Raw genomic sequence first — 13,604 nt, forward strand, 5'->3', positions numbered from 1 at the left:
TGGTAAGATTTCTCCCATCTGTATACAATAGATTCATTTGCAAGGTTGAAGTGTTTAGCTGTCTCTCTAAGCGTAGTATTATTGATTTGCCTATATTGTATTACAGATAGCTTAAATTCACTAGTAAATCTATTATTTTTTGATTTTTTAGATAATTTATCAAAACCTCCTGTTTTATATTTATCTATCCAGTTTCTCATAGTTGAATATGGAATATCATATTTTTTAGCTACATTTTCATAACCTCCAGACTCACCTGTCAAGTACTCCATAACTAATTTTATTTTAAATTCTTTTGTGTATTTTGGCATACAAAAACCCCTCCATCCATATTCCGGATTTTGGGGTTCAGGTCATTTAAGTCATCTTTTTTAGTTTTATATTTTATACACCCAGATTTTAGATATATTTATTTTTAAATAAAATACTTTTATAATAGAATTGATTTTTTCATCAAATTGCACAATTAAATATGGTAGAAGATAATAAAATTGGTAATAATATTATAAAATTTATATTTGAAAACTAAATAAATAAAACTAAGCTATAAATTTTATTAATACTTATTTAAGCATAAACTATTGTCAAGTATTATTTAAAAGTATATAATTTAATCATTATTAAAAAGAGGTAAATATGAAGAAAAAAAAGAAATTTTTAATTACGATATTCATTATTATAGTTATCCTTGTTAGCTCATTTTTCTTATTCAAAAATACAATATTACAATCTAGAGTTTTTAGAATAATAAATGATAGACTGGATTTTATTGTGAATACAAAGGATGTAAAAGTTCCTGAAGATGCTCTTTCTTTTTCAGTATATGATATCGATGAAGAAAAATACTTATTTAATGAGGGTGGCAAACAATTACCTACTGTTGCAAGTTTATCTAAGCTCTTTACAATAGACTATGCGATGACAAAAGTCAATTTAGATGATATTTTATATATTAATGATGAATTATTGAGTCTTGTACCTGATGGGTCATCTCTGGCCAATTTAGAAAGTGGAGAGTATACAGCTAAACAAATAATGCAGGCTATGCTTGTGCCATCTGGTAATGATGCAGCTTTAGCGCTTGCATATAATATTGGTAAGAAAGACTTAGGAGACGGATATAAGGCAGAAAAATATGTAGAATACTTTGTAGAAAACCTTAAAAAACACATAAAAAATGAGGGATATAATGATACAGACTTATTTGATCCTAGTGGTTTTTCTACACAAGCTGATACTAATTTAAAAGATGTAAATCGGGTAGCTCTTAAGCTTATTGATTATGATTTTGTTAAAGAATGTATGGGTGAAAGTTCCTTTACTATAAAAACTAAGCAAGGAGATTTTACTTGGAAAAACACAAATGCATTATTAGACAAAAACTCATTGTATTATAATGAAAATATTAAAGGAGTAAAGACAGGAACAATGGCATCATCATATAATTTAATTGCTTTATATGAAAAAGATGGTAAAAGATATTTGATAACTTGTCTTGGAGCTAAATCAAATAAAGATAGATATAAGGCTATACATGCAGCCATTGATACAATTATAGAAAAATAATAAAATAAATTCCCCAAACAGCTTAACTGTTGGGGATTATTTTATTCTTACATTACTAATTATTCTTTATCATATCTGTTGACATTGTTAATAAATCGATAGCTAAATAGTAATTGTCTCCAATTAAATCATATATTGCATCTTCTGTTAATATTCCTTGATTTATTTCTGGATCTATTTCGTTATTATTAGATTTATTAAAGTCTATCATAAATTGTTCACTATCATAATAATCTACTAATTTTCTATATTCTTTATAGCTTTCTTGAAATTTTTCTAAAGAAGCTCTAAATTCTTCTATAACTTGTTTGTGATTTTCATAAATTTCAGTATATTCTTCAATATGTTTAAATTCCATTTTTTCCTCCAATATTTTTAATTGATACAAATATATAATACCCAAAAAATAATAATATAATTATTTTTTACAATATATATTATTTATTTGTAAAAAAATTGATATATATTGTAAAATTTGAACTAAAATTTGAAAAAAAATTAACTTAGGTATAAAATAGTATATGTAAGAATAAATTAAAAGGAGAAAAATTATGTCAATAAAAGTAGCAATTAATGGTTTCGGTCGTATAGGTCGTTTAGCTTTAAGAAGAATCTTAGAATCAGATACAAAATTAGAAGTTGTTGCAATCAACGACTTAACTAATAATGATGATTTAGCGTATTTATTAAAATATGATACAGCTCAAGGTAGATTCCCATATACAGTAGAAGTTAAAAATGATGACTTAGTAGTAGATGGAAAAGCTATCAAATCATATGAAGAAAAAGATGCTTCAAAATTACCATGGGGTGAATTAGGAATTGATATTGTACTAGAATGTACAGGTTTCTATACATCAGTAGAAAAAGCTCAAGCTCATATAGATGCAGGTGCTAAAAAAGTTCTTATCTCAGCTCCAGCTAAAGGTGATTTAAAGACAGTTGTATTTGGTGTTAACCACGAAATAATTGAAGCAGAAGATAAAATTGTTTCTGCAGCTTCATGTACAACAAACTGCCTAGCGCCAATGGTAAATGTTTTAGATAAAGAATTTGGTGTAGATAGAGCTTTAATGTCAACAATCCATGCTTATACAGCTACACAAGGAACACAAGATGCTCCTGGTGGAAGAAAGAGTAGAGCAGCTGCTCAAAATATTATTCCAGCGTCAACAGGTGCTGCAAAAGCAGTTGGTAAAGTTATACCATCTTTAAATGGAAGAATAGACGGTACAGCATTAAGAGTTCCAGTTATTACAGGTTCAGTAGTTGAATTATATTCAGTATTAAACAAAGAAGTAACTGCAGAAGAAGTTAACGAAGCTATGAAGAAATATTCAAGTGAAGCATTCTTATACAACACAGATGAAATAGTTTCTTCTGATATTATTGGAGTTCCAGCTGGATCAATATTTGATGCAACTCAAACTAAGATAATGACTGGTGAAAACGGTGAACAATTAGTTAAAACTGTTTCATGGTATGATAATGAATATGGTTTCACAGGAAACATGATCCATACATTAGAATACATGACAAGTCTATAAAATATAAAGAAATAAAAGATTTCTAAAATATCTGTTGGAGTAGTTCCTAGAAGATATTTTAGAATCGGTAAAAAGCGATAGAAAATTCTATCGTTTTTTTTATTGTAAAAATTAAATTTCAATCCTGACCAAAATAGTAGTGATAAACGTTTTCATTATGTTGACTTTAAGATTTTTTGTGCTAAAATAATATTGTAACAAATAAAAAAAGGAGATTTTTATGAAAAATAAATTAATTTTAATTTTGCTTTTAGCATCAACTATTCTTACTGCTTGTGGAAAGGAACAAGTACAAAATACAGATAAAGAAACCGAAACAAAAATGGAAGAAACTGTGGAAGGTAATACTACTGAAGAAGCATCAGAAGATACTGTTAAGATAAAAGATTTGACAGGAGAAGTTGAAGTTAGAAAAAATCCTAAGAGAGTTGTTGCTCTCGATAATAGAACATTTGAAACTTTAGAAGATTGGGGAATTAAATTAGTTGCAGCTCCAAAGCCTATAATGTCCGCTACAAGTGGATATAAAGAAGATGATTCTATTGTTGATGTTGGAAATCATAGAGAACCAAATTTAGAAGCTCTGGCAGCAACAGACCCTGATCTTGTAATTGTTGGTCAAAGATTTGGTTCACATTATGACGAAATTAAAAAACTTTTACCTAATGCTGATATTATCAATCTTAACTGGGATGTAAGTGAAAAAGCTGAAAATCCTGGAGAGAATTTAATAAATGGATTCAAAGACTCTATAGATAGTCTTGCAGCTATATTTGATAAAAAAGATGAAGCGGAAGCATTGAAAAACAAACTTGATGAATCAATTGCTAATGCAAAAGAAGCATATAAGGGCGGAAGTGTAGTATCTGTAGTAGTTTCTGGTGGTGAAATTGGTTATTCTGCACCAGGTTTTGGTAGAGTATGGGGACCATTGTATCAAGTTCTTGATTTAAAACCAGCAATAAATATAGAGAATACTTCAAGTGACCATAAAGGTGACGATATATCTGTTGAAGCAATTGCTCAAGCAAATCCAGAATATATCTTAGTTTTAGATAGAGATGCAGCTACAACAAAAAAAGGTGAGGAATCAATTCCAGCAAGTGATGTAATAGAATCTTCTGAAGCTTTGAAAAATGTAGAAGCTATTAAAAATGCTGATATTTATTATGCTCCTGCTGACACATATACAAATGAATCACCACAAACCTTCATAAAGATTTTTGAAGGATTAACCAAACTATTTTCTAAATAATGAAAGATATAAATACGAATAAGAAAATAGATAAATCTTTAGTTTTACTTATACTACTAGTTATATTAGTTGCACTGATTTCAATATTCACTGGCGCATATAATATCACCAAAAATCATGAAGGCTGGAGAATGATTTTTATAACGAGGATACCTAGAACTTTAAGTCTTATGCTAACTGGTGCAGCTATGGCTATGTCAGGAATAGTAATGCAACTTATAACACAAAATAAACTAGTTGAGCCAACAACAACTGGTACCATTGAATGGGCCGGTTTAGGCTTGATTTTAGCATATATTTTAGTTCCATCTGCTAGTTTATTGTTAAGGACAACAGCTGCTATAGTATTCTCATTTATAGGATCTATGATATTTATTCTTTTATTGAGAAATATTAAATTAAAATCATCTTTTTATGTACCAATTATAGGTATAATGATGGGGGCGGTAATATCAGCTATATCAACATTTGTAGCTTTAGAGTTTAATATGACTCAGTCATTAGAAATATGGTTTGCAGGATCTTTTGCACAGATGCAAAAAGGAAGGTATGAATATCTATATTTAATAATTTTAATAACAGTTATAATATATATCTATGCTGATAAATTAACTCTTGTAGGACTTGGTAAAGATGTAGCGACAAATCTTGGTTTAAATTATAAGAAAATAATACTTGTATCAAATGTATTAGTATCAATTGCTACAGGATTGGTTGCTTCGGTTGTTGGAAATGTACCATTTCTTGGAATTTTAGTACCAAATCTTGTTTCTATGTATAGGGGAGACAATCTTAGAGAAAATCTTCCATATACTTGTTTATCTGCAATGGTAGTGATAATGATAGCAGATATAATTGGAAGAACTATTATATCACCATTTGAAGTTCCTGTTTCACTTATATTAGGATCTATCGGAGCTATCGGATTCTTGATTATAATATTTGTTAAGGGAGGAAAGAAATGAAAGAAATTTCATTTAGGACAAATAAAGAAAAGAAAAAATACTTTATTATCTTATCAATACTGATTTTCTTGACTCTAGTAAATATATATGGACTTCTCACATATAATAATCCTGTTCCTATAGATTCGCCATCATTTTTACCTGTTGTAAGTAGAAGACAAAATGCGATAATTGCTATGCTTTTAGCAGCAACTTGCCAAGCTTTTGCTACATTGCTTTTCCAGACAGTAACTAACAATAAGATAATAACTCCATCACTTTTAGGATTTGAGGCTATTTATTCTACTATAAATACAGCAACTATGTATTTTTTAGGTATAAATTCCTTTATAGCTCTATCTGGAATGACATATTATCTCAGTCAAATAGCTATTATGGTAATAATAAGTTTATTATTATTTTCAACTTTACTTAAAAAACATAGAAATATAGATTTTCTGCTTCTAATAGGAATAATAATGGGGCAAGGACTTAGGTCTATATCAGCTTTTATGAGAAGATTATTATCTCCATCAGAATTCGATGTTTTACAAGCAAAGCTATTTACATCTGTAAACAATTCTGATCCTTCCTATTTTTTAATTTCTGCAATTATAATTGGAGTTGTTGGATTTATAATTTTTACAAAATCTAATAAATTAAATGTAATAGGACTTGGTGAAGATGTATCAAATAATTTAGGATTAAATTATAAAAAATCAATAATTTATACATTAATAGGAGTAAGCATTTTGATGAGTGTATCTACTGCGCTCATAGGGCCAATGAATTTCTTTGGATTTTTAACTGTAAGTATTTGTTATGAAATTTCAAAAACTTATGATCATAAATACTTATTTTTAATGGCTCTTTTTCTTGCTTATTTTATAATAACTTTAGCATACTTTGTAATGAATCATATTTTTAATGCTAATGGCGTTGTATCAATTTTGATAGAATTAGTTGGAGGATTATATTTCCTTTACATAGTATTAAGAAAGGGAAGAAAATGATAAAATTAGAAAATGTTGAAAAATATTATAATAGTGATGCAAAAATAGGAGCACTTAATATTGAAATTAAAGAAGGCGGAATTAACTCGATAATAGGTCCTAATGGTGCTGGGAAATCAACAACACTTTTAATGATCGGTAGACTTTTGGCTATGGACTCAGGTAAAATAACTGTTGGTGGAATGGATGTATGCAATTGTTCTAGCGAAGAATTATCTAAAAATCTTTCAATTTTAAGGCAAGAAAACAATTTTACTTCTAAATTAACTGTCAAGCAATTAGTATCATTTGGAAGATATCCTTATACGAAAGGAAGATTAACGCCAAATGATATGGAAATCATAGATAAATATATACACTTTTTAGAATTAAAACATCTAGAAAATAGATATCTAGATGAATTATCGGGAGGAGAGAGACAAAGAGCCTATGTTGCGATGGTTCTTGCGCAGGATACTAAATATGTACTTCTAGATGAACCATTAAATAATCTTGACGTTGCAAAATCAGTATCTATGATGAAATACTTAAGAAAAGCATGTGATGAACTTGGAAGAACAATACTTATTGTTATTCATGATATAAATTTTGCTGCAAGATTTTCTGATAGAATTTTAGCTATGAAAAAAGGGAAATTATTATTTGAGGGTAGTGTAGATGAAATAATGAATACTAAAATTTTATCAAATATTTTCGAAACTAAAATAGATGTTATAGACAGTCCATTTGGAAAAGTTGCTGTTTATGATTAAATCAATTTTAAGAAAATGTGATATATACACACATATTTTTTGTTTATAGATAAAGATTATATGAATTTAAGTAATGAACTGACCTATAAGATAGACCAAAAACTATCTAAATTAGGTCAGTTTTTATTAGAAAAGATAATTTGAATTTAGTTTATAATTGTTAAAAATTTTGTAGCAATGATATAATATATAGTATATATTGAAAATAAAATTTTTGGGAGAGTTAAATGCATAAATTATTAAAGAATAAATGGATTGCATATGCGATTTCAATTTTTTGTATGTTTTTATGGGGATCAGCATTTCCAGCTGTAAAACTTACGTATAAGGAGTTAGGTATACAGGGTGGAGATTATTTTGCAATGATGTTTGTAGCAGGAATTAGATTTACAATTGCAGGTGTTCTTGTTCTTATACTTATGTTTATATTTGATAGAAAAAATGTAAATCAAATGATAACAAAATTCCCATATTTATTAAAATTAGGAATAATAGTTACAACTTTAGGTTATCTTTTCTTCTATATAGGTACTGGAAATACTACTGGTATGAAAGCAGCTATTTTGACATCTTCTTCTACATTTTTAGTAGTTATATTTTCACATTTCTTCTTAGATGAAAGATTTGATATTTATAAATTTATTGCTATTATATTTGGTCTAGTAGGTGTGATTATATCTAATTTAAATAAGGAATTTAATTGGAGCTTCTCATTAATAGGGGAAGGATTTATGTTCATGAATGCCGTACTTGGAGCTATAGGAACTATGTATGTTAAGAGAAGTTCATCTTCTGTTTCAGCATTTGCACAGTCAAGTGGACAGTTTCTATATGGTGGAATTTTACTTATGCTGATTGGTTATTTTATGCTTAAAACACCACTTGTATTTACGTTTAATTCTGCATTGTTATTGCTTTATAGCGGGTTTTTATCTGCTACGGCATTTACACTTTGGTATATGGTTCTAAAAGAGTATAAAGCTTCAGAAATAGCATTTTTGAGATTGTTTATTCCTTTTTTTGGAACATTTTTAAGTGCACTTATTCTTGGAGAAAAAATTACTTGGGGAATAATTATAGGTTTAATTTTTGTAATTATTGGAATAATTATAATTAACAGAACAAGAGAAAATATAGTTAAGGAAAAATATGTTAATAGATAAAATCAACTATGACAGATTAACGCCTATGATGAGGCAATATGTCGATTTAAAAAAAGAAAATAAAGAAATTATATTATTTTACAGACTTGGTGATTTCTATGAAATGTTTTTTGATGATGCATTGTTAGCCTCGAAAGAATTAGAGATTGTTTTGACTGGTAGAGATGCTGGTCTTGATGAAAAAGTACCAATGGCGGGGGTTCCACATCATTCAGCATCTGCATATATTACAAGACTTGTAGATAAAGGATACAAAGTTGGAATTGTTGAACAATTAGAAGATCCAGCAACTGCTAAGGGTATTGTTAAAAGAAATATTGTAAAAATAATTACTCCAGGAACTTTAGTTGATATGGAAGGTAAGGATAGTCAAAACAATTTTCTACTTAGTATATACAATACAAAAGACTCTTTTGGCGTTTCATATGTAGATATAACAACTGGAGAATTTAATACAACTGAAATTATCAATTCTAATAATATTGAAAGAGATTTAATAGATTTAATAGTAAAGGTAAATCCTAAAGAAATTATATTAAATAAACCAATAGAATTTAAATCTTTTACATCATATATAAATAATTATAATATTATAATTTCATATGTTGATATAGATAATCTTGATATAAAAAACTTGATAAAAAATATATCTGGAAAAATTAAAAGATATGATAGAGATTTCTTTATGGAAAAAATGTTCTCTATAATATCGTCTTCAATGCTTTTAGATTATATTTATCTATTTAGAAATGATACACTTGAGCATATTGATAATATCAATTATATAGATACTGTAAGATATATGAAGATTGATGCTCATACTCGAGAAAATCTTGAAATACACAAAAATCTTCAAGATAATTCTAAAAAGAATTCATTGCTTTCAATACTTGATAAATGCGATACACCAATGGGATCAAGAAAAATCAATTCATGGCTTGAATTTCCTTTGATAAATAAAAGTGATATCAATACTAGACTTGATATGGTTGAATATCTAACATTAAATCAAGATAAAATTGAAAAACTTTCTGCCACATTATCTTCTATATATGATTTAGAGAGAATACTTTCTAAAATTTCATTTAAGAATGCAAATGCTAGAGATTTATTAAATCTTAGAAATTCAATTGAAAATCTACCTGTATTGAAAGAAATACTTGGTACTATGGATAATAAACATTACCATAACTTGTATCAAAATTTTGATACTTTAGAAAATTTATTTAATCTAGTAAATAGTTCAATTAGAGAAGATGCACCTTTCGTTATTACGGAAGGAGATATTATTAAATCTGGATATTCCGAAGAACTTGATAATTTGAAATATGAATCAACTCACGGTAAAGAATTGCTATTAGAATACGAATTAGAGGAAAGAAAGAATACTAATATAAATAAGCTTAAAATTAGCTATAATAAAAATACTGGCTACTATATAGAAGTGACAAATTCTCATATTTCAAAGGTACCAGATCACTATATAAGACGTCAAACTTTAAAAAATAGTGAGAGATATATTACCGATAGATTGAATCAAATATCAGAAATGATACTTGGAAGTCAAAGTGAAATTGTTGATTTAGAATACAAGATTTTTTCTACAATTAGAGATGAAATTTCAAGTAATTCTACAAGAATTAAATTAGTGACAGATATTATTTCTACAATTGACGTAATAAACAATCTTGCTAAAATTGCTATAAACAACAATTATACAAGACCAATATTTAATGATGAAAACTATTTTAGAATTAAAGATGGAAGACATCCAATTGTAGAAATTAGCATGGGAATAAATGAATTTATTTCAAATGATACAGTTATTGGTAAGAATAATAAAATTATTCAAATAATAACTGGACCAAATATGGCTGGAAAATCAACATATATGAGACAAGTAGCCCTTATAATATTGATGGCACAAATAGGATCATTTGTACCGGCTTCTGCATGTGATATTTCAATCTCTGATGCGTTGTTTACAAGGATTGGAGCTTCTGATAATCTTGCAAAGGGTGAATCTACATTTATGGTAGAAATGAACGAGATGTCAAATATTATAAATAATGCTAAAGATACTAGTTTTGTAATTTTAGATGAAGTTGGTAGAGGAACATCTACAAATGACGGATATAGTATTGCAAAATCAATAGTTGAATATATGAGTAAACACAATAAGTCTAAGACCTTATTTGCAACCCATTATCACGAACTTACAGATTTAGAAGATATTCTTCCAAATGTTGAAAATCTAAAGGTTGATATAGAAGAATCAAATCAAGATATAGTATTTTTAAGAAAAATTGTAAAAGGTAAAACAAATAAATCTTATGGTATTGAAGTAGCAAAGCTTTCAGGACTTCCAGATGAAATAATATTTAGAGCAAATACAATACTTGAAAGTATAAATGATAATCAAATAGTTGAAAATGCACAATTAAACTTTATAGCTGATAAAAATGTAAATATCGAAAAAGATATTTTAATTCGTGAATTATCAGATATTGTAATAGATAATATGACACCTATACAAGCTCTTGACACTTTAAATAAATTTATAAACAAAGCAAAGGATGTGTAATATGATTAAAGTTTTATCAAATGATACAATTCAAAAAATTGCAGCTGGAGAAGTAGTTGAAAGACCGGCATCAATTATTAAAGAACTTGTTGAAAATTCAATTGATGCAAATTCTAAAAATATAATTGTTGAAATAAAAAATGGTGGTAAAACATATATTAAAGTCTCTGACGATGGTGATGGTATTCCAAAAGATGATGTAGAATTAGCTTTTGAAAGACATGCTACATCTAAAATTGACGAATTTGACGATTTATATACCATATATTCTATGGGATTTAGAGGAGAAGCATTAGCGTCAATTGTTTCAGTATCTAAAGTAATCATGAAAACAAAAATTTTAGATCAAACAACGGGTGTACAGGTAGTTTATGATAATAATGCTTTAATCGAAAAGAAAGATATAGGAATGAATAAAGGAACTTCTATTGAAGTATTTGATTTATTTAAATATATACCAGTTAGACAAAAATTCTTAAATTCAGATATTTCAGAATCAAATAAGATATCTGAATTAATGTATATATTTGCTATAGGAAATCCTGGAATTTCATTCACATATATTAAAGATAATAGGGAAGTATTTAGAACAAATACTGCACTTTCAAAGATATTAAATTATGAAACTTTATTTGGCAAAGATTTTATGAAAAATAATATAGATATTTTTGCTAAATCAGATCACTACATTATAAAAGGAAATATATCTAATAATAAATATTACAAAGGAAATAGAAGTATGCAATTTCTATTTGTTAATAATAGATATATAGAAAGTGAAAATATTAGTCAAGAGATAGAAAAAGCATATCAAAATATGATTCCTCAAGGAAGATTTCCTGTATATGAAATTAAAATTGAAGTAGATCCTTCTCTTATAGATATAAATATTCATCCAAATAAACAAAAAATTAAATTCTCATATTTAGATGAATTACTTGAATTAATCAATGAAACATTGACTAGTGCTTTATATAATAATGAAAAATCAAAAGTACTAGATACAAAGGAAGTAGAAGAAAAATATATTAATTTCCAAGATATAAATGAAGGAGATGGATATAAAAAAGTTCTTGACGCATACAAGCTACCAATGGACTTAAATAAAGATTTTAATAGGGATTATTCAGATCAAAACTTAATTAATTTTAAAGAAATAGAAGAAGATTATTACATTATTAAAGATAATAAAATTGAAGTTGAAAATACAGATTTTGATAATAATCCTGCAGGATTTAGTAAATCAGATGATATATCTGACAAAATTCAAATTGAAATGGAATTTGATAGTTTAGAATTTAAATCAATATTATTAAATAGATATATGATTCTTGAGGATGCATTAAATTCAAAATTAAAATTAGTAGATATAAATAGAGCAAATCAAAGAATTATTTATGATAGAGAAATCAATAATGATGAAATTAAAACTCAATCTCTATTGACACCTCTAATTATTGAACTAACTACAAAAGAAATTGAAATAATCTCTTCGAATAAATTATTATTTGAAGAACTAGGATTTGAAATAGATCAATTTGATGATAGAAGTATTGCAATAAGATCTATTCCATATTATTTTGATGAACCATCAAGCATGAATCAAATACATGCAATGCTGGATGATATTGAAAATGAACAATTAGATAAGAAAGATTATTTGCTTAAGAAATCACTTCAAATTGCAAATAGTAAACCTAAAATAATTAATGAAAAACAATCTAAATTATTATTAAATGAATTAAATAAAACTTCAAATCCAAATACTAGTCCATTTGGAAAATCAATAATTTTTGAAATAGAATTTGATAATTTTATTAAATTATTAGGGTTAAACTGATTAATATATATTTAAGGAAGATATGAAAGATGTAATTATAATAGCGGGTCCGACAGCAGTAGGGAAGACCGCTCTATCAATAAATCTTGCAAAAAAATTAAATACGGAAATAATTTCAGCAGATTCCATGCAAATATATAGAGGGATGGATATTGGGACAGCCAAAGCAAATTTGGAAGAAATGCAAGGGATTAAACATCACATGATAGATATTTTAAATCCTAATGAAAATTTCTCTGTTCAACAATATCAAATAGAGGCTCTTAAAATTATTGAAGAAATTCATAAAAAAGGAAAAGTACCTATAATAGTAGGTGGTACAGGACTTTATATAGATTCTCTCACACATGATTTTGATTTTGTAAAAGTAAAACCAAATTCTAAATTACGTGAAGAATTAGAATCTATTTATAAAAAAAATCCTAAAGCACTTTTAGATAGAGTGCATAAAATCTCTAATAAGTCATATTCACATCTATCTTTAAAAGATAAAAAAAAGTTGATAAGAGCTATAGAGGTATATGAAGACTCCGGAAAGATAATTGACTATTCCAGATCTATCAAAAATACAGAAAATAATTATCATTTATTTGTTTTGTATGATGATAGAGAAAAACTCTATGAGAGAATAAATAAACGTGTGGATATAATGATTACCGATGGTTTAATAGAAGAAGTTAAATCCATATTAAAAAATACTGATGAAAATGCCCAATCTATGAAAGCTATAGGATATAGAGAAGTAATTCCATATTTAAAAGGACAAACGGATCTTGAAACTATGAAATCTATATTAAAACAGCATTCTAGAAATTATGCAAAGAGACAATTAACTTGGTTTAGAAGAAATGAATATTCTCAATGGGTTAACATAGAAGGTAAAACCACAGAAGAAATTGTTGAATTTATAATGAATAAGGTATTTAATTAATTTTTAACA

At 27.0% G+C, this 13,604-nt stretch carries 12 protein-coding genes; 10 read left to right on the plus strand and 2 right to left on the minus strand.

Annotated features, from left to right (window positions below):
* The coding region (locus G534_RS0100005) for a helix-turn-helix domain-containing protein (protein WP_027347287.1) at positions 1-311 on the minus strand (311 nt) is incomplete at its 3' end.
* 325 nt (positions 312-636) lie between these two features.
* Between G534_RS0100005 and G534_RS0100010 the strand changes: the two genes are divergently transcribed.
* A complete protein-coding gene (locus G534_RS0100010; RefSeq protein WP_027347288.1) occupies positions 637-1,566 on the plus strand; it encodes a D-alanyl-D-alanine carboxypeptidase family protein in 930 nt (309 codons plus the stop codon).
* Between the two features lie 55 nt (positions 1,567-1,621).
* Here the strand turns inward: G534_RS0100010 and G534_RS0100015 are convergent, their stop codons facing one another.
* On the minus strand, positions 1,622-1,924 hold the full coding sequence (locus G534_RS0100015) for a DUF4298 domain-containing protein (RefSeq protein WP_027347289.1): 303 nt from the start codon (positions 1,922-1,924) through the stop codon (positions 1,622-1,624).
* Between the two features lie 193 nt (positions 1,925-2,117).
* Here G534_RS0100015 and gap point away from each other — a divergent pair, with 193 nt between their 5' ends.
* The 9 genes from gap to miaA all read left to right on the plus strand — a co-directional run bounded on the left by gap (position 2,118) and on the right by miaA (position 13,595).
* A complete protein-coding gene (gap, locus tag G534_RS0100020) occupies positions 2,118-3,113 on the plus strand; it encodes a type I glyceraldehyde-3-phosphate dehydrogenase (protein ID WP_027347290.1) in 996 nt (331 codons plus the stop codon).
* Positions 3,114-3,333: 220 nt separating this feature from the next.
* On the plus strand, positions 3,334-4,368 hold the full coding sequence (locus G534_RS0100025) for a siderophore ABC transporter substrate-binding protein (RefSeq protein ID WP_034595763.1): 1,035 nt from the start codon (positions 3,334-3,336) through the stop codon (positions 4,366-4,368).
* Positions 4,368-5,333 (plus strand): ABC transporter permease, encoded by a 966-nt coding sequence (locus G534_RS07510; protein WP_034595766.1) that lies wholly within the window; start codon positions 4,368-4,370, stop codon positions 5,331-5,333. Before G534_RS0100025 ends, G534_RS07510 begins: the two co-directional genes overlap by 1 nt.
* A complete protein-coding gene (locus G534_RS0100035) occupies positions 5,330-6,325 on the plus strand; it encodes an iron chelate uptake ABC transporter family permease subunit (RefSeq protein WP_027347292.1) in 996 nt (331 codons plus the stop codon). The genes G534_RS07510 and G534_RS0100035 overlap by 4 nt, the downstream gene beginning before the upstream one ends.
* Positions 6,322-7,077, plus strand: coding sequence for an iron ABC transporter ATP-binding protein (locus tag G534_RS0100040; RefSeq protein WP_027347293.1), 756 nt, complete (start codon positions 6,322-6,324; stop codon positions 7,075-7,077). The genes G534_RS0100035 and G534_RS0100040 overlap by 4 nt, the downstream gene beginning before the upstream one ends.
* 227 nt (positions 7,078-7,304) lie before the next feature.
* Positions 7,305-8,240 carry a DMT family transporter gene (locus G534_RS0100045; RefSeq protein ID WP_027347294.1) on the plus strand — a complete coding sequence of 312 codons (936 nt, stop codon included), beginning with the start codon at positions 7,305-7,307 and terminating at the stop codon, positions 8,238-8,240.
* Positions 8,227-10,824, plus strand: coding sequence for a DNA mismatch repair protein MutS (mutS, locus tag G534_RS0100050; RefSeq protein ID WP_027347295.1), 2,598 nt, complete (start codon positions 8,227-8,229; stop codon positions 10,822-10,824). The genes G534_RS0100045 and mutS overlap by 14 nt, the downstream gene beginning before the upstream one ends.
* Position 10,825: 1 nt before the next feature.
* The gene (gene mutL, locus G534_RS0100055) at positions 10,826-12,664 is read left to right on the plus strand and encodes a DNA mismatch repair endonuclease MutL (RefSeq protein ID WP_027347296.1); all 1,839 of its coding nucleotides are present in this window, start codon (positions 10,826-10,828) and stop codon (positions 12,662-12,664) included.
* A gap of 22 nt (positions 12,665-12,686) precedes the next feature.
* Entirely contained in the window at positions 12,687-13,595 is a 909-nt protein-coding gene (gene miaA, locus G534_RS0100060; protein ID WP_027347297.1) for a tRNA (adenosine(37)-N6)-dimethylallyltransferase MiaA, read from the plus strand.
* The last annotated feature ends 9 nt before the right edge of the window (positions 13,596-13,604 follow it).

The sequence above is a fragment of the Helcococcus sueciensis DSM 17243 genome (assembly GCF_000423145.1).
Lineage (GTDB): Bacteria > Bacillota > Clostridia > Tissierellales > Peptoniphilaceae > Helcococcus > Helcococcus sueciensis.